The following is a 21,697-nucleotide window of genomic DNA, read 5'->3' on the forward strand; positions in this document are numbered from 1 at the left end:
CGCACGGCCCAACGAATCCGATACCCAGGCACCATAACCAGGAAGAGATACGAACTTTGAGCAGCCACTACGACGTTCTTGGAGTCTCCCCGGAAGCCACCGGAGAAGAGATCAAAAAGGCCTACCGCAAGCTGGCCCGCACCCTGCACCCGGACGTGAACCCGGGACCTGAAGCGTCGGATCGGTTCAAGGCCGTCACCCATGCCTACGAGGTGCTGTCCGATCCGCAGAAGCGCAGGGTGTACGACACCACGGGCAACGAGAACGGCACGGACAACGGCTTCGGCGGCGGCAGCTACGCCGGGCAGGGCTTCGCCTTCCAGGACATTTTCGACACCTTCTTCGGGGCCGGCGGAACCGCAGGTCCGGCTTCGCGGGTCCGTCGCGGACAGGACGCCCTCATCAGCGTCCGGATCGACCTGCGCGACGCCGTCTTTGGCGCCAACAAGAAGCTCGAGGTCGATACCGCCGTCGTCTGCCCCACCTGCGACGGTTCCTGCTGCCGCGAAGGCACGCATCCGGAACGCTGTGACATCTGCGGCGGCAGCGGCCAAGTCCAGCGCGCCGTGCGCTCCATCCTTGGCCAGGTCATGACTTCAGCGCCGTGCGGATCCTGTGAAGGCTTCGGGACGGTCATCAAGGACCCCTGCAACGAGTGCAGCGGCCAGGGCCGCATCCGCAGCCGTCGGTCATTGACCATCAAGGTTCCCGCCGGTGTGGCGACGGGCACCCGGATCCAGCTGTCCGGGCAGGGCGAGGCCGGCCCGGCCGGCGGCCCGTCCGGGGACCTCTACGTCGAAATCCGCGTCAACAACGACCCCACGTACGTCCGCGACGGTGACGACCTCCACGCAACGCTGAACATCCCCATGACCGCCGCGGCCCTGGGTACCGAGCTGAGCCTGGACACTTTCGACGGCAAGCAGGAGATCGACGTCAAGGCGGGCACGCAGTCGGGCGAAGTTATCACCCTCCGCGGGCTCGGCGTCACCCACCTGCGTGGCTATGGCCGCGGCGACCTCAAGGTCCACCTGCAGGTCGAGACGCCCGCCAAGCTCGATCCGGCGCAGGAAGACCTGCTGCGCCAGCTCGCGAAGCTCCGCGGTGAACAGTTCTCCGAGGGCAAGCTCGCGGCGAGCGGCGGCGTCTTTGCGAAGCTCCGGGACCGCCTCGGTAACCTGTAGCGGTGAGCAACGCCGTATTTTTCACCGCCGCCGGATCCCTGGACAACACCCAACCCGGTTCGGTTTTTTTGCTGGACGGGCCCGAGGCGCGCCATGCGGTGACGGTCAAGCGGCTGGCTGTGGGGGAGCGGGTCGATATTGCCGACGGCGCGGGCCGGCGCATCACCGGAACTGTGGAGCAGACAGCTCCCGCCGAACTGACCGTGAGATGCTCATCCGTCACTGTAGAGGAACGGCCAGGCGTGCGCCTGGTCCTCGTCCAGGCTCTTGCCAAGGGCGACCGGGACGAACTGGCTATTGAGACGGCCACCGAGCTCGGCATCGATGCAGTCATCCCCTGGCAGTCGGAACGGTCAATTGTGCGCTGGAAAGGCGAGCGCGCCGCCAAAGCCCATGCCAAATGGCAGTCTGCAGTCTCCGCAGCGGCGAAGCAGGCCCGGCGGGCGTGGATCCCCGAGGTGCGTCCCGCCGTCGATACGCAGGGACTCGCGGCACAGGTGGCGGGCGCCGCCCTGGCGGTGATCCTCCACGAAGACGCCGTCAAACCCCTCCGCGGAGTCCTGGAGGCGTGGCACGAGGCAAACCCGTCCGCGGAGGCACCCCGGGAGATCCTTCTGGTTGTGGGGCCGGAAGGGGGCATCAGCCCGCGGGAGGTCACCAAACTGTGCAGCGCCGGCGCCGTGACGGCGCTCTTGGGCCCGCACGTGCTGCGGTCCTCCACCGCCGGGCCCGCTGCCGTTGTCGTGGCCAGTGATGTGCTGGGGCGGTGGTAGCCGCTGCTAGCGGACTGAGAAGCCCCGGGTGTCCACGTTCGGTTCGTCCTCGGTGCTGCCGGGCTCGATCTGCCAGACGCGGATCTCGTAGTTTCCCGGGCCCAGCTTCACGGCCAGGCTGAAGATACCGGAGGCGTCTGCCTCTGCTGAGGCGGTGGCCTCGCCGTCCAGGTACTTCTCCTTGTCGCCGTTCTCCTGGACTTTCAGGATCCGCCAGTGCAGTTTGCCGCCGGGATCCGTGCTGCGGCCGTTGATCTTCACCCGTCCGTCGGCAACTTCAATGCCTTCCTGGGGGTCAATGATCCATACCGGGGCGACCATGCCCGCACTGCGCGCCATGGGTGCGCCCAGCCTGACGTGCTTGAACGCCTGGTAGTCGGTGTGCCCGTCCACCAGGATCGTCACCTCAATCGGCTGGGCGGCGTCGATCAGGCCCGAACTCGCTCCGGCGGCCGTCGCCGTGTACACGAGCTGCTGAATGGCGCGCTGCGCCATCTCCGCATCAAGGTTGCTGTTGAACGCGTCGGCCGAGACATCCACGGTAATCACGTTCGTGCCGGAGATGGACGTGGCAAGGTTCTTGGGGTTCTGCCAGGGCGTGAAGAAGTCCGGATCGAGGGGAGTCTCGGACATCATGGCGCGAAGCGCCTTCGTGATCGGATTGTCCTCGCCCGGCACGTCCCGGAACTCGCGGTAGAGGTAGACGTCCGTGTTGCTCCGCCCGATCCAGTACACGGGGGCCTTGTTGGAGGACTGCATTGTTTCCAGCGGAGCGCTGGTGGTCGGAGCGCTGTCGACTCCGGCTGAACGCCGCGCCTGGGTCGGAACATCCGACGTGGTGGCCGCGGGATCGGGATCCGCGATGCAACCGGTCAGGAGCAAAGCGGCAGGCAGCAGCCCAAGCGCCAGCGCGGAACGGATCCGCGCAGCTGCTTTCCGGCCGGACAATCCTGGCTGCCTGATGTCAATGCTCCCTTCGGAAATGTGGTGGACCGCCCGCCGCGAAGCGGCAGGCAGCGGGTCTTCCCTACGGCGCCGGGCATGCGTAACCGGTGCCCGCTCTCTGTATTTCCAGCATTACACAAGGCTCCGGGGCGCCGGGCGCCAACGCGCGCCGGCGCCTGAACTGCAACGGGAACGATATGAGGCCGATACAAAGTTGATATCTAATGGCGGGAACCCGTCATCAAAAGCCGGCCGTGAAGGCCCGGCCTCACGGTGAGCGCGGCAGCATGCTGGCGTAAGATAGAAGGACTTTGAAGGGTAGTTTCACACTGGAGGGAACCAGAGGCCTGCGGGCCGGCACCATGACTGAATCAGCAAACGGAAAGCGCCGCCTCAACACCGGGGACCGCACCGCGGGAGAATTCCCGCATACCTTGCCCGGTATCCGAACGGAGGTGGTCATCTTCGACAACTCTGATCAGATGGTGCAGTCCCTCGGCAGCCATGACGAAGCCCTCCGCTTCATCGAGGACCAGTTTCCGTCCGTCAGCTTCCACGTCAGAGGCAATGAGCTCTCCATCAGCGGGCCATCTGCCGACGTCCCCCGAATCATGCGGCTCCTCCACGAAGTGAGGGGCCTGGTGGCGCGCGGCACCGTCATTACCCCCGCCGTCCTTCAGCAACTGGTGCTGTTGCTGCGCAGCCAGTCGCTGCAGAACCCGGTGGACGTCCTGACCCACGACATCCTTTCCAGCCGCGGCAAGACAATCCGCCCGAAGACGCTGAACCAGAAGAATTACGTGGACGCGATCGACGCGAACACGGTGATCTTTGGGATCGGCCCGGCCGGAACCGGCAAGACGTACCTCGCGATGGCCAAGGCCGTGCAGGCACTGCAGCAAAAGGAAGTCAGCCGGATTATCCTTACGCGTCCCGCCGTGGAAGCAGGGGAGCGGCTCGGGTTCCTCCCCGGCACGCTTAGCGACAAGATCGATCCCTATCTCAGGCCGCTCTACGACGCCTTGCATGACATGATCGACCCCGAATCCATTCCACGGCTCATGGCTGCCGGCACCATCGAGGTGGCGCCGCTGGCCTACATGAGGGGCCGCACACTCAATGACGCCTTCATCATCCTGGACGAGGCACAGAACACCACGCCCGAGCAGATGAAGATGTTCCTGACCCGTTTGGGCTTTGGCTCGAAGATGGTGGTCACCGGCGACGTCACCCAGGTGGACCTGCCGTTCGGAACACGCTCGGGCCTGCGGATCGTCGAAGAAATCCTCCAGGGCATCGACGACGTCAATTTCTCCGTTCTGGACGCTGCGGACGTGGTGCGCCACCGGCTGGTCGGCGACATCGTCAACGCCTACGGCATCTGGGACGAAGCACAGCGAAACCGGGTTAGGCATTCCGTTCCCCGGGAGAAACGGGGAGAGCACGCATGAGCATCGAAGTGAACAACGAATCGGGCGTCCAGGTGGACGAGGCCCAGCTGGTGGCGCTTTCCCGGTTCATCTTCGAGCAGCTGTACATCCACCCCCAGGCCGAGCTGTCAATCCTGCTCGTGGATGAGCCCGCCATGGAAAAACTCCACATCGAGCTGATGGATGAACCCGGCTCCACTGACGTGCTCTCCGTCCCCATGGACGAGCTCACGCCGGGCACTCCGGACAAGCCGACGCCGCAGGGGATGCTGGGCGATATCGCCATCTGTCCCCAGGTGGCGGAGGTCCAGGCACGCAACGCAGGCCACTCCACGCAGGACGAGATGCTGCTGCTGACAACGCACGGCATTCTGCATCTGCTGGGCTACGACCATGCGGAGCCGGAAGAAAAAGCAGAAATGTTCGGCCTGCAGCGTGAGCTGCTGGCAGAGTTCACCGGCAAAGAAGCCCCCTCCGAGACCATCCAGTGACATCACTGCTCCTCGTCTGCATGGCGCTGGTATTCCTTGGTGCCGCAGCGCTGCTGACGGCCGCCGAGGCGGCATTCAGCTTCCTCCCGCGGCATGATGCCGAGCAGGCGCTCCTGAAGAGCCGCGGGACTGCGCTCCGCCGGATCCTGGACCAGCCCATGACGCACATGCGTGCGCTGAGGTTCTGGCGCATCTGGTTCGAGACCGCGTCCGCGGTTGCCGTGGCGGTGCTCTTCTACAGCCTGCTGGACAATGTGTGGCTTGCCGGCCTCGCGGCAACAGGCATCATGGCCTTCCTGGGCTTTGTCATCGTAGGCGTTTCCCCGCGACAGCTGGGCCGCTCGCATGCGCCCGGCGTGGTGCTGTTCTCGGCGTCCCTGATCAGGTTCCTTGCCTGGGTCCTCGGACCCATTCCGGGCTGGCTGGTCAGGCTCGGCAGCGCCGTGACGCCCGGCTCGCCCGGGGGAGATGACGCATTCTTCAGCGAGGAAGAATTTCGGGAGCTCGTGGACAGGGCCACCGAATCGGACATGATCGAGGACAACGAAGCCGAACTCATCCAGTCCGTCTTCGACTTCGGCGATACACTGGTCCGTTCCGTCATGGTTCCCCGCACGGACATCCTGAGCATCGATGCCGGCTCCAGCCTGCACCGGGCCATGTCGCTCTTCCTCCGGTCCGGGTACTCAAGGATTCCGGTCATCGGGGAAAACACGGACCAGATCCTGGGGATCGTCTACCTCAAGGATGTGGCCGCCGTCCTCCATGGCCTGGCGCCGGATGAAGAACCCCCGCTCGTGGAAGAGTTGGCGCGGGATGTGCGGTATGTCCCCGATTCCAAGTCTGTCAGCGACCTGCTGCGGGAGCTGCAAAAAGAGTCAACGCACGTCGCGATAGTCATCGACGAGTACGGCGGAACGGCCGGGCTCGTCACCCTTGAAGACCTGATCGAAGAGCTCGTCGGTGAGATCGTGGATGAATACGACACCGAAAGCGCCGAAGTGGTGGACCTTGGGGACGGGACGTACCGCGTCAGCGCGCGCATGAGCATCGATGACCTCGGTGAACTCTTCGACCTCGAACTCGACGATGACGAAGTGGACACCGTGGGCGGCCTGCTGGCCAAGGCGCTGGGCCGCGTGCCGATCGTGGGCAGCACCGTGGAAGTCGAGGGTGTTTCGCTCCGGGCGGAGCGGCTGGAAGGCCGCCGAAACCGCGTCAGCCACATCATTGCGGCCGCCGTTCCAAAAGGCGCCGTTCCAGCCGATACTGACCTTGAAGACTTTCTCGACGAGGCCGAACAAATGCGACAGGGAGTTCCACGTGAGCAAGCAGAATAAGGCCGACGGCGGCGAGCCGTTTGGCGGTTACCACGCCGGGTTCTCGGTCCTGGTGGGCCGGCCGAATGCCGGGAAATCAACGCTGACCAACGCCCTGGTGGGCAAGAAGGTCGCCATCACGTCCGCCAAGCCGCAGACGACCCGGCACACCATCCGGGGCATCGTCCACCGGGAGGACGCCCAGCTGATCCTTGTAGACACGCCGGGCCTCCACCGGCCCCGCACCCTGCTCGGAAAGCGCCTTAACGACCTGGTCGCGGACACGCTCGCCGAGGTGGACGCCATTGGTTTCTGCCTTCCGGCCAACGAGAAAATCGGCCCCGGTGACAGGTTCATCGCAGCGCAGCTCGCCGCGGTGGGCCGCAAGCCGGTCATCGCCATCGTCACGAAAGCCGACCTCGTCGACCGGCAGGCGCTGACGGAACAGCTGCTCGCCGTCGCGGCCCTGGGCCGGGAAGTGTTCGGCGAGGAAGGCTGGAAGGACATCGTCCCGGTGTCGGCCACAGACGGCTTCCAGGTGGGCACGGTGGCCGACGTGCTGATCAGCCACATGCCGCCGTCGCCTCCCCTCTACCCGGACGGCGAGCTGACGGACGAACCGGAAGCGGTCATGGTGGCCGAACTAATCCGCGAGGCAGCCCTCGAAGGGGTCCGGGACGAGCTTCCGCACTCCCTTGCGGTGGTGGTTGACGAGATCGTCCCCCGGGAAGGGCGGAGCGAGGACAACCAGCTTCTCGATGTCCGTGTGAACCTCTACGTGGAACGTCCCTCGCAGAAGGCGATCATCATCGGCAAGGGCGGAAGCCGGCTGAGGGAAGTCGGCACCAACGCACGCAAAGGCATCGAAGCGCTGCTCGGCACGCGCATCTACCTCGATCTCCACGTCAAGGTGGCCAAGGACTGGCAGCGCGACCCCAAGCAGCTCGTTAAGCTCGGGTTCTAGACCGCCCGCACACTTTTCCCGCCGCTCCAGCGCCGGCCTTGGGTGCGCTTTCGGCGTTTTCCCAGACTCGGCCACTAAAATAGGCCGGATTTCGTTTTTAGAGGAAGGTACACCCGTTGGTGCTACGCCGCGACAACCGCGCCCAAGGGCCGGGCACACCCGCCCGGTCCCAGCCAGCTGCCCGGCATGCCGCAGACGCCCGTGTTGGCGCTGCCCGGCATCTGACCCCGCACCACAGGCCCCTGTGGCTGAAGGTGACCACCGCCGTCGTTTCAGCCGTCCTGCTGGGCGGCCTCGCATTCGCCGGCTACTGGTACTTCAGGCTGCAGTCCAACATTTCCTCGTCCGCCCTCGGAGCAGGCAGTAACAAGTCCGACGTCGTGGACGATGCGACCGGCCGCCTGCAGATTCTCATCCTGGGATCCGACACACGCGACGGCAAGAACTCGGGCTACGGCACGGCCGACGATTCGAAAGGCTACGGCAAGTCCGACGTCATGATGCTCATGGACATCTCGGAGGACAACAAACGCGTCAGCGTCGTCAGCTTCCCGCGGGACCTCCTCGTCGACATCCCCCCGTGCACAGACCAGAAAACGGGGGAGGAGTTCCCGGCGCGCACCGGGGTCATGATTAATGAGGCCATGGGTGAAGCGGGGATCGGCTGCGCCGTCGACACCGTGAACAAGCTCACCGGGCTCGAAGTGGACCACTTCATGATGGCGGACTTCAATGCGGTCAAGGAACTGTCCAACGCCGTCGGCGGAGTGGAAGTCTGCATCAGCGACGCCGTCTACGACCCCGACTCCCGTCTGCGGCTGCCCAAGGGCAAGTCCATGGTGCAGGGTGAGCAGGCCCTCGCCTTCCTGCGTACCCGCCACGCCTTCGAAAACGGCGGGGATCTCGGCCGGATCAAGGCCCAGCAGGGCTTCCTGTCCTCGCTCACCAGGAAGATCAAAGACGACGGCACCCTGTCCGATCCGGTGAAAATGCTCAACATCGCCGACGTGGTGACGCAGAACCTCACCGTCGATGAAGGCCTTTCCTCCGTGCCGGCGATGATCACCATCGGCAACCGCCTCAAGACGATCGACGTCAGCAAGGTCGCCTTCGTAGCCGTGCCGACTGTCCCTGCCACCAGCGACCCCAACCGACTTGAGCCGGCCCAGCCGGCAGCCTCCCAGCTTTTCGCCGCCCTGAAGAAGGACGTTGACCTGACGGATCCGGACGGCAAGCAGAGCCCCTCGCCGTCAGCCTCGCCGAAACCCAGCACCACGGCGCCGCCGGCCACGCCCACCACTCCGGCCGCTCCGCCGTATGACAAGTCGGTGCAGCCGGTTACCGTGGCCAACGGAACCGGGGTGCCCACGCGGACGCAGGAGATTGCGGAGGCGCTGATCGCGGGCGGCTTCACCCAGGCCGGTCAACTGGAGGCAGGACCCACAGCGACCACCATGGTGTACTTCGGCACCGACTTCGCCGACGTCGCGGCCGACGTCGCCGCGCTGCTCGGCATTCCCGCCAGCCAGGTGGCGCCGTCGCCGGGCATATCCGGCGTCCAAGTCTATCTTGGTGCCGACTTCGCCTCGGGGTCCAAGTATGGCAAGGCATCGGTTCCCAAGGACATCGTCAACCAGACGGCCAAGGACGCCACCTGCCAGACGGCAAACCCGGAACTGATCGTCGCAGAGGGCGCCGGCTAAGCTGACCCGCGACATGAACCGGACACGAAAATGCCGGGCCAACGAATCGTTGGCCCGGCATTTTGCTGCTTACCAGATGCTGACCCGTTCCTCCGGGGGCATCCACATCCCGTCCTCTTCGGTAACGCTGAACGCGGCGTGGAAGGCGTCAAGGTTCCTGGCGATGGCGTTGGTGCGGAATTCATTGGGGGAGTGCGGGTCCGTAGCCAGCCGCCGGATCGCTTCCTCCCCGCGGATGACCTGGCGCCAGCCCGCCGCCCACGAGGCAAAGAACCGCTGCTCGCCTGTCAGCCCGTCCAGCACCTGCGGTTCCTGTCCGTCGAGGCTGAGCCGGTACGCCTTGTAGGCGATGGTGAGGCCGCCGAGGTCGCCGATGTTTTCGCCCAGGGTCAGCCTTCCATTCACCGTGTGACCCGGGGCCGCCGAGGGGGAGAGGGCGTTGTACTGGTCAACGAGGCGGCTGGTGAGCGCCTCGAACGCCTTCCGGTCATCCTCGGTCCACCAGTTGCGGAGTTCACCCGTGCCGTCGAACTGTGAGCCCTGGTCGTCGAATCCGTGGCCGATTTCGTGGCCGATCACCGCTCCGATTCCTCCGTAGTTGACGGCGTCGTCAGCGTCCGCGGTGAAGAACGGCGGCTGCAGGATCGCCGCCGGGAAGACGATCTCGTTGAGCATCGGGTGGTAATACGCGTTGACCGTTTGCGGCGTCATGAGCCACTTGTCCAGGTCAACGGGCTTGCCCACTTCGTCAAGGTGACGGTCGACGTCGGCATTATGGGCGCGTTCGACGTTACCGAGCAGGTCGGAGGGATCGATGGTGACGGCCGAATAGTCGATCCACTTGTCCGGATACCCGATCTTGGCGCGGAAGGCACCGAGTTTGCGCAGCGCCTCCGCCTTTGTGTCCTCGCCCATCCATGTCAGGTCTGTGATGCTCTGCCGGTAGGCCTCGATGAGGTTTGCGACAAGGGTCTGCATGCGCTCTTTGTGGCTCTCCGGGAAATGCCGCGCAACGTAGATCTGTCCCACGGCTTCGCCCAGGGCGGCTTCGACGACGGCGACCCCGCGCTTCCAGCGGTCCTTGTTCCGGGGTGTGCCGCTGATCGTGTTGCCGTAGAACGCGAAGTTCGCGTCGACGAAGGCTGAGGACAGGTAGGGAGCCGCCGAGTTGATGACGCGCAGGGCCAGCCACTCCTGCCACACGGGCAGGGATTCGGAGACCAGCAGTGCTGCGGCGCCGGCGAAGAAATCGGGCGTGCTGACCACAATCTCCTGGCGCTTATCCTCGGCGATGTCAGCCGCCGTGAACCAGGTGTCCAGCAGGGGGAACAGTTCGTTCACTTGTTCGGCGGACTTCAGGTTGTAGGTTTTCTGCGGGTCCCGCAGTGTCACGTTGTCCCAGTGGTGCGAGGCGAGGGCGGTTTCCAGTGCGACCACACGGGCCGCAGCGCCTGCGGGATCGGGGATGCCCGCCATGCCGAACATGGTGCCCACGTACTCCCGGTATGCCTCCACGATCGCGGCGAACTTCTCTTCGCGGTAGTAGGACTCGTCCGGGAGCCCCAAGCCGCCCTGGCCCGTGTACAGCAGCACACGGTCCGGATTCCCGGCGTCGGGGGCGGGGTAAATGTAGAAGAGGCCGGACACGTCAGCGCGGAAGAGTCGCCCGGCTAGGGCGATGAGTTCGCCGATGCTGGACGTGGCGAACACCTCGTCCAGCCTGCCGCGGATAGGGTCCATGCCCTTGGCTTCGACGGCGGCTTCGTCCATGAAGCTGTTGTAGAGGTCCCCGATCTTGCGCTCGATGCCGCTGGCCGCCTCCCCCTTTGCGGCTGCTTCTTCGATGATTTCCCGGACCGCCAGTTCCGCCTCATCCCGCAGGGCGGTGAACGTGCCTTCCAGTGGGCGGTCATCCGGGATGGTGGTGCTCTTGAGCCATGCCCCGTTCACATGCTGGTACAGGTCGTCCTGCGGCCGGACGCTGTGGTCGATATTTGACAGGGCGATCCCCGAATGTGGCACAGAAGCTCCTTCGATGACGGGCTGCTCCGGCGCTGGCACCGGTGCGGCGTCTGCATGGTGGACGTTGCTGGAGGTGTTGCTCCTTCATCTTACGCACCCGTGTTACTGTGAAATGGTGCGCGCAGAACTGCTTCTTCTTAGCTGCCGCGGCGAGGCCTCAGACGCGATCTAGCGCAAGGCCCACCCTCGTCGCGGAGTTTGTGTTGCCCGGCCACCTTTCACTCAGGAATCACAGAAAAGGCACCGATAGTAATGCGAAACGCACAGAAGCCCTCCGGAATGCCCGTCCACCGGTACATCCCGTTCCAGGACCAGATCACCGTTGAACTGCCGGACCGCACGTGGCCGGACAAGGTCATCACCAAGGCTCCGCGCTGGTGCGCCGTGGATCTGCGCGACGGCAACCAGGCCCTGATCGACCCCATGAGCCCGGCCCGCAAGATGAAGATGTTCGAACTGCTGGTCCGCATGGGCTACAAGGAGATCGAGGTCGGCTTTCCCTCCGCCTCGCAGACTGACTTCGACTTCGTCCGCCAGCTGATTGAAGGCAACCATATCCCGGACGACGTCACCATCCAGGTGCTGACGCAGGCCCGCGAGCACCTGATCGAGCGGACCTACGAGTCCCTGGTCGGGGCCAAGCAGGCCATTGTCCACCTCTACAACTCGACGTCGGTGCTGCAGCGCCGTGTGGTGTTCAACCAGGACGAGGACGGCATCCTGGACATCGCACTGCAGGGCGCGCGCCTGTGCAAGAAATACGAGGAAACGCTGGCGGACACGCACATCACCTACGAGTACTCGCCGGAGTCCTTCACCGGAACGGAACTCGAATACGCCGTCCGCGTCTGCAACGCCGTGGCCGATGTCTTCGAGGCATCCGCGGACAGCCAGGTCATCATCAACCTGCCGGCCACGGTCGAGATGGCCACGCCGAATGTCTACGCGGATTCCATCGAATGGATGAGCCGCCACCTGCACCCCCGCGAGGGCATCATCCTGTCCCTGCACCCCCACAACGACCGCGGAACCGGCGTCGCCGCCGCCGAGCTGGGCTACCTGGCCGGAGCGGACCGCATCGAGGGCTGCCTGTTCGGCAACGGTGAGCGGACCGGCAACGTCGACCTGGTGACCCTGGGCCTGAACATGTTCGTGCAGGGCATAGACCCCCAGATCGACTTCTCCGACATCGATGAAGTCCGCCGCACGGTGGAGTACTGCAACCAGCTGCCTGTGGCCGAGCGCGCCCCGTACGGCGGCGACCTCGTCTTCACCGCGTTCTCCGGATCCCACCAGGATGCCATCAAGAAGGGCTTTGAGGCCCTGGAAAAGGATGCCGCAGCGGCAGGGAAGGAAGTCAGCGACTTCACCTGGCAGGTTCCGTACCTGCCGGTCGACCCGAAGGACCTGGGCCGCAGCTACGAAGCCGTCATCCGCGTGAACTCGCAGTCCGGCAAGGGCGGAGTTGCCTACCTGCTGAAGAACGAGCACAGCCTCGACCTGCCCCGCCGCGCCCAGATCGAGTTCTCCAGCGTGATCCAGAAGCGCACTGACACCCACGGCGGCGAGGTCAGCGGCGCCCAGCTGTGGCAGGTCTTCCAAGACGAATACCTGCCGTCCGATTCGTCAGACCGGCAGTGGGGCCGCTACTCCCTGGGAACGGTCAAGACCGAAACCGACGACAACGGGTCCATGACCCTGCACACCACCCTCACCGTGGATGGCGCCCAGGTGAGGCGCACCGGCACCGGCAACGGTCCCATCGCCGCGCTGCTGGACATCCTCGGCCAGGACGGCGTGGACGTCAGGGTGCTGGACTACAGCGAGCACGCCCTCTCGGAAGGCGGAAACGCCCGCGCCGCTGCATATGTGGAATGCGCCGTCGGAGAACGGGTGCTGTGGGGCATCGGCATTGACCCGAACACCAGCATGTCCTCGCTGAAGGCAGTCATCTCGGCCGTGAACCGCGCCATCCGGGACGCCCAGGCCTAACCCGTTCAGGTGCGCCGCCGGCAGGGCCGGCGGTGCACCTGCACGCCGAAAAGCAGGGTTTCCTGCAGACAGTGCGAAGATTAAGCGTGGTCCAACAGTCATTTGCAGCGCGTGCCTACCGCGATGAGGCCGTAGTGCTGCGCACCCACAAACTGGGCGAAGCGGACCGGATCATCACGCTGCTGACGAAGCACCACGGCCAGGTGAGGGCTGTCGCTAAGGGCGTCCGCCGCACCAGCAGCCGCTTCGGCGCCCGTCTTGAACCCTTCATGGTGGCGGACCTGCAGCTGGTGTCCGGCAAGTCCCTAGACATCGTCACCCAGGCCGTCGCCAAGGGTGCCTACGGCGGAAACATCGCCGCCGACTACGGCAGGTACACAGTTGCCGCCGCCATGACGGAGACCGCTGAAAAGCTGACAGACGTCGACGGCGAGGCCGGCACCGCGCAGTACAACCTGCTCGTCGGGGCGCTGGCAGCCCTGAGCCGAGGGGACCACACGCCGGAACTGATCCTGGACTCCTACCTGCTGCGCGCGCTGGCCACCGGCGGGTGGGCTCCCAGCTTTACCCGCTGCGCGCGCTGCGGTGCGGCCGGGCCGCACAACGCCTTTTCAGCGCCGCTGGGCGGCATGGTCTGCGGGGAGTGCCGGCCGCCCGGATCAGCGGCCCCGGCCGCCGAGACGGTGACGCTGTTGGGTGCTCTGCTCACCGGAAACTGGACGACGGCGGATTCCTCACTGCCGCTGCACCGGCGGGAAGCGGCAGGCCTCGTGGCCAGTTACCTGCAGTGGCATCTTGAACGTGTCCTGAAATCCCTCAAACATGTGGAGCGTACCTAACAGTGTCCTTGGGAAAGAAGAGCACCCCTGCCCGGCGCCGGACCGCTCCCGTGGTCCCGCCTTATCCGCACCCTTCCGGTGCTGTTGCCCCGGCGATCCCGGCGGAATTCGTGCCCCGGCACGTGGCGATTGTCATGGACGGCAACGGACGGTGGGCCAATCAGCGGGGGCTGCCCCGCATCGAGGGCCATAAGGCGGGGGAGCCTGCGCTGCTGGATGTGGTGGCGGGCGCCATCGAACTCGGCATCAAGTACATCACCGTCTACGCATTCTCCACGGAGAACTGGCGGCGGTCCCCGGAGGAAGTGCGCTTCCTGATGGGATTTAACAAGGATGTGCTGCGCCGGCAGCGGAACCAGCTGGACGACTGGGGCGTGCGGGTGCGCTGGTCCGGCCGCCGGCCCAAGCTCTGGGGATCAGTGATCCGCGAACTGGAAGAAGCCGAGGCCTATACCGCCGGAAACAGCACGTGCACGTTAACCATGTGTGTTAATTACGGTGGCCGCGCCGAGATTGCCGACGCCGTCTCGGCCATCGCGGAGGACGTCGCCGCCGGACGGCTCAAGCCCGGTTCCATCACGGAGAAAACCGTCCAGAAGTACCTCGATGAACCGGACCTGCCCGACGTCGACCTGTTCCTGCGGAGTTCCGGCGAGCAGCGGCTGTCTAATTTCATGCTCTGGCAGTCGGCCTATGCCGAGTTCGTCTTCCTGGACACGCTCTGGCCGGACGTCGACCGCCGCACCCTGTGGGACGCCGTGGGCATCTACGCCCAGCGGGACCGCCGCTACGGGGGAGCGGTGGACGCTGCCGAGACTTCCGTGGCGGCCGCCACCCATCAGCCCGGGTAGGCCGGGGCTTCACCCTCACGACATTCGAAGAAGTTTCCTTGGCACGCGGCACTACTACGCGCGCCCAGGATCTAATGCTGTGGTTTGCCAAGCAGAATGGCGGCCTGCTGGTGGCTTTCCATGGCTCTCGGTGAGCGTACCAGTTGTGCACGTGCCACGAAGCCTTGCTCAGCGAACCGGGTGGCTACTTCCCCGGGGGAGTGCAGTTCTGCTCTGAGCTCGACATCATGTCCGTAGGCATGGTTAATAGTGCGGTGGCCGCTGCCGGCCTGGAAAGCGATGAGCGCCGAGCCGGATGGGCGGAGGACTCTCCAGAACTCCCGCGCAATTGCCGGCAACTCTGCCCGGGGGGAGTGGATGATCGAGTACCAGGCAAGTATGCCGTCGGCAGCAGAATCGGATGCCGGCAGGTCGGTCAACTCTCCCACTTCAAAGCAGAGACCGGGGTGGAGCTGCTGCGCGACCCGGATCATCTGGGGCGACAGGTCCACACCTGTGACGTTCAGTCCCGTGCGGGTCAGGTATTTGCTCATCCGGCCGGCGCCGCATCCGGCGTCGATCACTAGCCGGTCCGCGGAGGTGCGAATGTGGCCCGCGAACTCGTCGACCATGGCCATGTCGAGAAGCGACTCAAAGGCTGTATCGGGGATCACCCTCGAGTAAGCCTCGGCAACCGAATCGTAAGCGGTTCTGACCTTTATCAGGTTCTCGTGGTCAACCATGGACCGAGCCTACCGACACGCCTTGCCTCCTGTTGGCCCGCCGCCACTCCAACCCCGCCCGCCGGCAGCCAGCAGGTCGGATTTAGGGCACCCGTCTAGTCGCTTTCTCCCCGTTCTGCAACTGCAACACGCCATCCTTTACGTAACGAATTTGTAACACCGTGTTTTTCTTGGTTTCATGGTTGATACCACATACCTTCACCGGGTATGCGTGTACCCGCTTCGCCAAACCCCGCCGGCGGTACATGAACCCTTCACTCCAGGCGGGGGCGGAAGACCCATGAAATGACGCCTTTGGGCGTCTTGGGGTGAAGCCTGGCCCTGTCACTGCAGCCTGTGAGGCGCGCGGCAGGGGAGGCCGGACAGTCCACTCGTCCGAATCCGACAGCTAATTTCGCCGGCGTTGAGAGGACCTACGCTGTGCCTTCCCACGACAATCACGGCCTGCGCCGTGCCATTTTCTCGCGCACATCCGGTAAGGGTCGCCACCGGGCAGCCTCATCCCCGGTGCCCAGGCCGCGAGGCCGCGGCCAAAAGCTGGCTTTTGCGGCGGCGGTGACGGGAATGATCGGCATGACCGTGCTCTCCACGGCTCACGCCGCCCCAACAGGGATCTTGGCCATGGGGGAGGTTCCTGCCAGTGCAGTGGCCGCTCCGGCCGCACAACCCTCCCTGCTCGCGGATGCAGGATCGTCACTGGTTTTTGACCAGCCCCAGGTCAAGTCCTCCCCGGCAGCGAAAGCGGCGCGGAAAGCGGCACCGAAAGCGGCGCGGAAAGCGGCATCGAAGCCGGTGCGGAAACCGGCGCTGAAGGCCGCACCCAAACCGGTACGGAAGCTGGCACCGAAACCCGCCCGGGCTTCCGCGCCTTCGGCGGGCCTGCGGGCACCGCTCGCCTCTACGATCGTAACTTCCCCATATGGGCACCGCGTCAATCCCCTGACCGGGGCAATCGGCGAATTACATACGGGGCTTGACTTCGCCGGGGCGTGCGGCACGCCCGTTCTGGCTGCGGCCAGGGGAAAGGTCACCGAGGCAGGCTGGAGCCCATACGGCGGCGGAAACCGGATTGTTGTTGACCACGGCAAGGGACTGAAGACCACATACAACCATCTGGCCAGCATCGGCGTTTCCAAGGGCCAGACCCTGGCGCAGGGTGGACGGATAGCCGCTGTCGGAACGACCGGCAGCTCCACCGGCTGCCATCTTCATTTTGAAGTCATGGTCAATAACAGGACCGTCAACCCCGCCAGCTACCTATAGGCAAACAGGGCGACTTTCTGGCTGCACCTGGCCACTCTCATGGCAGCAGACCGAAGGATTCGTCCTCAGCGGCAAAGCCGTGGATCCACCGGGCCAGCCGCCGGTATGCGTCCGCGCGCACCTCGGCACGGGATAGGAAAACATCGTGCAGGGCGCCGTCGATCCGCTCCACGGACACGCTCTGGCCCAGTGAGAGGGCCCGCACGGCGATGACGTTGACGTCCAGTACTGCGTCCGTCCTGCGCATCTCTTCGGTCCAGAACGGCCCGTTGGCGCTTGCACCGGAAATCATCACCAGGATGGGGATGCCGATATGGAGCCCGCGGGCAACCTGCGCCTGGCCGGCAAGGACTGCGCTGAGCCAGCCGGCGCGGACCGGAAAGGCCATGGGAGGCCGGTACTTGTCATCAAGGGTCCATTCCCCTTCGGCTGAGTTGCTGATGCTGCGCCAGTAGAAGCCGCGCTCGGGCAGGCGGAGCACAGCCTCCGGCCGGAAGCGGGCGAGGGGCTCCACCATGGTCCAGGCGGCCCGCCGGACCAGGGAACTGCCGTGCATTTCCAGCCACGGACTGTTCAGGACCAGCTGTGACACCACCCCCCGATTCCGGCTCACCCACAGGGCCGCCACGAGGCCGCCGGTGGAGTGCCCCATCATCACAAACGACAGCGGCGCCGCGGGCTCCATGGCGGTGATCATGCCGACGGCGGTGCTGATTTCGGCGTCGTAGTTCGCCAAGTCGGCAACGTAACCGCCGTGCGCCTCGGGGCGCAGGCTGCGGCCGTGGTTGTGCATGTCCAGGGCGAAGAACTCGAAGTCCTGGCCGTTCCAGAAGCGTGCCAGTTCAACATTGAAAAAGTAATCGCTCCAGCCGTGCAGGAACAGCACCGCACGGCGCCGGTGCCGCTTCCCCTGCGCCGAAGGTGGCGCTGGGTTCGCCGCAGGCGGTGCGGGGTTGTTCAATGGGGCATAGCGGACAAGCGTCGCCGTCCGTGCGACGCCGTCGCTGCCCACGGCCTCGAAGGCAAAGGATTCGAAGCCTTCGCCGAGGATGTCGCTCTGCCACTCCATGGCACCAGACTAGACGCGCCGCTGGTGGTCGACACGTGCCGTGGCCGGTTTGGTCTGCACCGCCGAAGACGGAAAACTAGAGGCATGCGCGTATATCCCACTTTCTTCAGGCTGGCCTTTTCATGGATGGACGCCGAACGCGCCCACAAAATCGGCTTCAAAGGCATCCGGCTGGCCCATTCCACCGGGGCGGGCCGGTTGCTGGCACGGTTTACGGCCCCGCCCGCGTCCCTGCAGACGAATGCCTTTGGGCTTACCTTTCCCTCGCCGTTCGGGCTCGCCGCCGGCTTTGACAAGGAAGGCCACGGCATCGAGGCCCTGTCGGAGCTCGGCTTCGGGCACGTGGAGGTGGGGACCATCACCGGCCGCGCCCAGCCGGGCAACGAACAGCCGCGGCTGTTCCGGCTCATCGAAGACCGCGCGGTCATCAACAGGATGGGATTCAACAACGACGGCGCGGCGGCCGTGGCACCGCGCCTCAAGTCAGCCCGGGCTGCCCTGCAACGGCGTCACCCCAAGGTTCGTCCCCTCATCGGCGTCAACATCGGCAAAAGCAAGGTTGTGGAACTTGAAGACGCTGTAGAGGACTACCTCATCAGCGCGCGCAGCCTCGCTCCGGCTGCAGACTACCTCGTGGTGAACGTGAGTTCCCCAAACACGCCGGGCCTCCGGCTCCTGCAGAACGTGGAGACGCTGCGGCCCCTTTTGACGGCTGTGGGGGAGGAAGCTGACAAAGCGGCCGGCCGGCACGTGCCCCTGCTGGTCAAGATCGCCCCGGACCTCAGCGATGAGGACATCGACGACGTTGCCCGGCTCGCACTGGACCTGGGCCTCGACGGCATCATCGCAACGAACACGACCATCGGACGGACGGGCCTGAAGTCTGACAGCGAAAAGATTGAAGCCTGCGGGGCGGGGGGACTGTCCGGGGCTCCCTTGAAGGCCCGCTCGCTGGAGGTTTTGCGTCGGCTCAGGGACGCAACGGACGGCCGCCTGACGCTGGTTTCCGTGGGCGGAGTGGAGACGCCCGAGGACGTCCAGGACCGGCTGGATGCCGGTGCCACGCTCGTTCAGGGATACACGGCGTTCCTCTATGAAGGTCCGTTCTGGGCGGCGCGCATCAACAGGCGTTTGGCGAAGTCCCGGCGCGCTGCCTAAACGCAGCCTGCGCGTTCCTGTGCAGGAGGGCCACCGGCACAGGGATTTCCAACGTAGAAATACAGCAGCCCCCGGCGGTGACACCGCCGGGGGCTGCTGTATTTTCCGCGCCGGATCCGGAACGAGGCCCGGAGAATGGAACGCTGGGGGTCAGGACGGGAACTGGCCGCGCCGCACCTGCGCCTTGGGGAGGCGAAGCTTCCGGAACTGGAGGGAACGCATTGAGCCATACCAGACAGTGCCGCGCTCCACCTCGCCGAACTTCTGAGTCAGCCGCTTGCGAAGCTGCCGGGACAGGATGAACACGTCCACGAAGACTGCGAGGAACATGACCCAGAAACCGCCGAGGACATATATCATCTGTTCGCTCGAGGACGGAACCACCAGGGACACGATCACAAAGATCAAGGCACCGAACATGAGGTATTCGCCGAGGCTGAACCGAGCGTCCACATAGTCGCGGGCGAACCGCTTCTGCGGCCCCTTGTCACGGATCGGAAGGAACCTCTCGTCGCCGGTATCGAGCGCCTGGCGCATTTTCAGGCGCTGCTCCTGCACGGCGGCCCGCTCGGCGGCCCTTGAGGCCTTGCGGTCCTCGGGCACGAGAGGCCGCTTGCGTGCTGCTTCCTGCGCCTTGCGCTTGGGCGTGGGTGCCCCCTTGCCCATGACCCCGGGCTGCCGGGCAGCTGCATCAGCAGCCTGCTGGTCTACTACGTCCTGCGCCGCTGGCGCTTCTTTTTTACGTCCAAACACCAAATCAGAATACCTTGCAGGACCGCGCCTGCGGTCATGCCGGAGCGAGGGCCAAGCCCCGTGACACCCGCATGGCGGGCCTTGTGCCGCCTTGTATGTCGTGGCCTGTGCCGCGGGTAGTGTTTTGGCCATGACTTCAACATCAGCGGCCACTCCGCAACAATCGGGCAGTTCGGTTGCCGGCGTCGATACGGACGCCCTGCGCAATGCCGTGAGCGCCGGCTTTGATGCCACCATTTCCGATCTGAAGGACCTGGTCAGCATCCCCGGCATCGCCTGGGCCAGCTTCGATCCTGCGCAGCTGGACCGCAGCGCCGAGGCCGTTGCCGCGCTGGTTCAGGGCGCCGGTTTCGAAGATGTCCGGATTCTGCGCTGTAACAAAGTGGACGGGACGGCCGGCGGACCTGCCGTTGTGGCGCGCCGCGAACCGGCAGAAGGAAAGCCGACCATCCTGCTCTATGCCCACCACGACGTGCAGCCGCCGGGCGATCCGGTGCTGTGGGAATCCGAGCCCTTTACCGCCGTCGAACGTGATGGGCGGCTTTACGGCCGCGGAGCCGCCGACGACAAAGCCGGAATCATGGCGCACATTGCTGCCTACGGAGCCGTGACCCGCGTGCTCGGCGAGCAGTTCGGGCTGGGCGTGACCCTGTTCTTTGAAGGAGAGGAAGAAGCGGGTTCGCCGACCTTCCGCACGTTCCTGGAAACGCACCGGGAACTGCTCCGTGCCGACGTCATTGTCGTGGCGGACTCCAGCAACTGGAAGGTGGGCATTCCGGCGCTCACCACGAGCCTCCGCGGCCTCATCGACGGAACCATTGAAGTCCAGGTCCTCGACCACGCAGTGCACTCCGGGATGTATGGCGGCCCAGTGCTGGACGCCCCCACTCTTTTGTCCCGTCTCATCGCTACCCTGCACGACGATGAAGGCAGCGTGGCCATCGACGGACTCACAGGCTATGACGAAGCCGCCGTTGACCTGACCGAGGAGGAGTTCAGGGCCGACGCTTCAGTGCTCGACGGTGTGCAGCTGGCCGGTACGGGTTCGATTGCCTCCCGCATGTGGACCAAGCCGGCCCTGTCCATCATCGGCTTCGACGCGCCCGCGGTTGAGATGGCCTCGAACACGCTGCTGCCGCGGGCCCGGGCAAAGTTCAGCCTCCGCCTGGCCCCCGGCCAGGTGCCTGCCGAAGCCATGGACGCAGTCCGGCGCCACGTCGAAGCCAATGTGCCGTTCGGGGCGGAGGTCGTGTTTACGCCAGGGGAGAGCGGCAATGCCTACCTCACGGACAGGGGATCAGCTGCGGCCGAATATGCCATGTGGGCTCTGGGGGAGTCCTGGGGCGTGCCTGCCGTGGAGATGGGCATCGGCGGCTCCATTCCGTTCATTTCGGACCTGACTGAGCTGTATCCGGACGCGCAGATCCTGGTCACGGGCGTGGAGGACCCGGACTCCCGTGCCCACTCCGCCAATGAATCCCTCCACATTGGGGACTTCCGCAATGCCGTTGTGGCCGAGGCGCTGCTCCTCGCGCGCATCAATAGCCAGGGTCTTGGCTGACATCTGATGGGAGCTGGCGCCCTGTCAGGCCTGCGGCGGTCCGTCCGGGAACAAGTCGCTGCCGGCCATGGTTACGCCTGTAGTTAGAGCTACGCATGCTATCGACGTAGCATGTAGTTATAGCCCATACCGTTTCCGTAGGGGCAGGCGCCGTGCACGCGGGGCCGCCAGGACCGTCGTTAGAAGGTAGGCCAATGAGCACTACGACCAATGAAAACAGCTCCGAATCCACCGGCACGGAAAGTGCCGAACTGGCGAGCCACGAGGTTCAGCTGACAGACGTTGCCGCCGGCAAGGTCCGCAGCCTCCTTGAGCAGGAAGGCCGCACAGACCTCCGTCTTCGCGTTGCCGTGCAGCCGGGCGGCTGCTCCGGACTTATTTACCAGCTTTACTTCGATGAGCGCCTTCTGGAGGGCGACGCCGTGCGCGACTACGACGGCGTCGAGGTCGTGGTCGACAAGATGAGCGTGCCGTATCTCAGCGGCGCCAGCATCGACTTTGAGGACACCATCTCCAAGCAGGGGTTCACTATCGATAACCCCAATGCAGGCGGTTCATGCGCCTGCGGTGATTCATTCCACTAACGGGCCCGTTTGCCCTTCCTCGTGCTGTGGCGGCGCCGGTAATCACCGGCGCCGCCACACTGACGCCGACATGT

Annotated in this window: 19 protein-coding genes and 1 riboswitch; of the genes, 14 read left to right on the forward strand and 5 right to left on the reverse strand. The window is 65.1% G+C overall.

The genetic code is table 11. The annotated features are described in order from the left end of the window. Positions 1–56: 56 nt before the first annotated feature. A complete protein-coding gene (gene dnaJ / locus ACIP90_RS01675) occupies positions 57–1,184 on the forward strand; it encodes a molecular chaperone DnaJ (RefSeq protein ID WP_400576182.1) in 1,128 nt (375 codons plus the stop codon). Between the two features lie 2 nt (positions 1,185–1,186). Beyond that, entirely contained in the window at positions 1,187–1,957 is a 771-nt protein-coding gene (locus tag ACIP90_RS01680) for a 16S rRNA (uracil(1498)-N(3))-methyltransferase (protein WP_400576184.1), read from the forward strand. Between the two features lie 6 nt (positions 1,958–1,963). Here ACIP90_RS01680 and ACIP90_RS01685 read toward each other — a convergent pair whose 3' ends face one another. Beyond that, positions 1,964–2,905: a GerMN domain-containing protein gene (locus ACIP90_RS01685; protein WP_400576186.1), complete on the reverse strand. Its 942-nt coding sequence runs from the start codon at positions 2,903–2,905 to the stop codon at positions 1,964–1,966. Between the two features lie 359 nt (positions 2,906–3,264). Here ACIP90_RS01685 and ACIP90_RS01690 point away from each other — a divergent pair, with 359 nt between their 5' ends. The 5 genes from ACIP90_RS01690 (at position 3,265) to ACIP90_RS01710 (ending at position 8,809) form a co-directional block, all read left to right on the forward strand. Then, complete coding sequence (locus tag ACIP90_RS01690; protein WP_400576188.1) at positions 3,265–4,353, forward strand: PhoH family protein; 1,089 nt, start codon at positions 3,265–3,267, stop codon at positions 4,351–4,353. Next, positions 4,350–4,823 (forward strand): rRNA maturation RNase YbeY, encoded by a 474-nt coding sequence (ybeY, locus tag ACIP90_RS01695; protein WP_400576190.1) that lies wholly within the window; start codon positions 4,350–4,352, stop codon positions 4,821–4,823. Before ACIP90_RS01690 ends, ybeY begins: the two co-directional genes overlap by 4 nt. After that, complete coding sequence (locus ACIP90_RS01700; protein ID WP_400576192.1) at positions 4,820–6,163, forward strand: hemolysin family protein; 1,344 nt, start codon at positions 4,820–4,822, stop codon at positions 6,161–6,163. The genes ybeY and ACIP90_RS01700 overlap by 4 nt, the downstream gene beginning before the upstream one ends. Continuing rightward, on the forward strand, positions 6,147–7,106 hold the full coding sequence (gene era / locus ACIP90_RS01705; protein WP_400576194.1) for a GTPase Era: 960 nt from the start codon (positions 6,147–6,149) through the stop codon (positions 7,104–7,106). The genes ACIP90_RS01700 and era overlap by 17 nt, the downstream gene beginning before the upstream one ends. Before the next feature lie 116 nt (positions 7,107–7,222). Next, positions 7,223–8,809: an LCP family protein gene (locus tag ACIP90_RS01710; RefSeq protein ID WP_400576196.1), complete on the forward strand. Its 1,587-nt coding sequence runs from the start codon at positions 7,223–7,225 to the stop codon at positions 8,807–8,809. 69 nt (positions 8,810–8,878) lie between these two features. Here the strand turns inward: ACIP90_RS01710 and ACIP90_RS01715 are convergent, their stop codons facing one another. Continuing rightward, positions 8,879–10,831: a M13 family metallopeptidase gene (locus tag ACIP90_RS01715; protein WP_400576198.1), complete on the reverse strand. Its 1,953-nt coding sequence runs from the start codon at positions 10,829–10,831 to the stop codon at positions 8,879–8,881. Positions 10,832–11,083: 252 nt separating this feature from the next. On the opposite strand from ACIP90_RS01715, the gene leuA reads away from it, so the two are divergent. From leuA to ACIP90_RS01730, 3 genes are all read left to right on the forward strand, one after another. Then, positions 11,084–12,823, forward strand: a complete 1,740-nt coding sequence (leuA, locus tag ACIP90_RS01720) for a 2-isopropylmalate synthase (protein ID WP_400576200.1) — start codon at positions 11,084–11,086, stop codon at positions 12,821–12,823. 86 nt (positions 12,824–12,909) lie between these two features. Further along, positions 12,910–13,662, forward strand: a complete 753-nt coding sequence (recO, locus tag ACIP90_RS01725) for a DNA repair protein RecO (protein ID WP_400576202.1) — start codon at positions 12,910–12,912, stop codon at positions 13,660–13,662. A gap of 2 nt (positions 13,663–13,664) precedes the next feature. Further along, on the forward strand, positions 13,665–14,513 hold the full coding sequence (locus tag ACIP90_RS01730) for an isoprenyl transferase (protein ID WP_400576204.1): 849 nt from the start codon (positions 13,665–13,667) through the stop codon (positions 14,511–14,513). Between the two features lie 71 nt (positions 14,514–14,584). Here ACIP90_RS01730 and ACIP90_RS01735 read toward each other — a convergent pair whose 3' ends face one another. After that, positions 14,585–15,235: a class I SAM-dependent methyltransferase gene (locus tag ACIP90_RS01735; RefSeq protein WP_400576206.1), complete on the reverse strand. Its 651-nt coding sequence runs from the start codon at positions 15,233–15,235 to the stop codon at positions 14,585–14,587. Positions 15,236–15,475: 240 nt separating this feature from the next. After that, positions 15,476–15,650, forward strand: a riboswitch (cyclic di-AMP (ydaO/yuaA leader). Positions 15,651–15,655: 5 nt separating this feature from the next. Between ACIP90_RS01735 and ACIP90_RS01740 the strand changes: the two genes are divergently transcribed. After that, positions 15,656–16,498: a M23 family metallopeptidase gene (locus ACIP90_RS01740; protein ID WP_400576208.1), complete on the forward strand. Its 843-nt coding sequence runs from the start codon at positions 15,656–15,658 to the stop codon at positions 16,496–16,498. Positions 16,499–16,535: 37 nt separating this feature from the next. On the opposite strand, the gene ACIP90_RS01745 is transcribed toward ACIP90_RS01740, so the two are convergent. Beyond that, positions 16,536–17,567, reverse strand: coding sequence for an alpha/beta fold hydrolase (locus ACIP90_RS01745; protein ID WP_400576210.1), 1,032 nt, complete (start codon positions 17,565–17,567; stop codon positions 16,536–16,538). Between the two features lie 84 nt (positions 17,568–17,651). Here ACIP90_RS01745 and ACIP90_RS01750 point away from each other — a divergent pair, with 84 nt between their 5' ends. Further along, positions 17,652–18,725: a quinone-dependent dihydroorotate dehydrogenase gene (locus ACIP90_RS01750; protein WP_400576212.1), complete on the forward strand. Its 1,074-nt coding sequence runs from the start codon at positions 17,652–17,654 to the stop codon at positions 18,723–18,725. A 150-nt stretch (positions 18,726–18,875) separates the two neighbouring features. On the opposite strand, the gene ACIP90_RS01755 is transcribed toward ACIP90_RS01750, so the two are convergent. Beyond that, positions 18,876–19,478 (reverse strand): DUF3043 domain-containing protein, encoded by a 603-nt coding sequence (locus tag ACIP90_RS01755; RefSeq protein ID WP_400576214.1) that lies wholly within the window; start codon positions 19,476–19,478, stop codon positions 18,876–18,878. Positions 19,479–19,608: 130 nt separating this feature from the next. On the opposite strand from ACIP90_RS01755, the gene ACIP90_RS01760 reads away from it, so the two are divergent. Then, positions 19,609–21,039, forward strand: coding sequence for a dipeptidase (locus ACIP90_RS01760; protein ID WP_400576216.1), 1,431 nt, complete (start codon positions 19,609–19,611; stop codon positions 21,037–21,039). A gap of 194 nt (positions 21,040–21,233) precedes the next feature. After that, positions 21,234–21,623, forward strand: coding sequence for a HesB/IscA family protein (locus tag ACIP90_RS01765; protein WP_400576218.1), 390 nt, complete (start codon positions 21,234–21,236; stop codon positions 21,621–21,623). The last annotated feature ends 74 nt before the right edge of the window (positions 21,624–21,697 follow it).

This window comes from Arthrobacter sp. NPDC093139 (assembly GCF_044754165.1).
Taxonomy (GTDB): domain Bacteria; phylum Actinomycetota; class Actinomycetes; order Actinomycetales; family Micrococcaceae; genus Arthrobacter.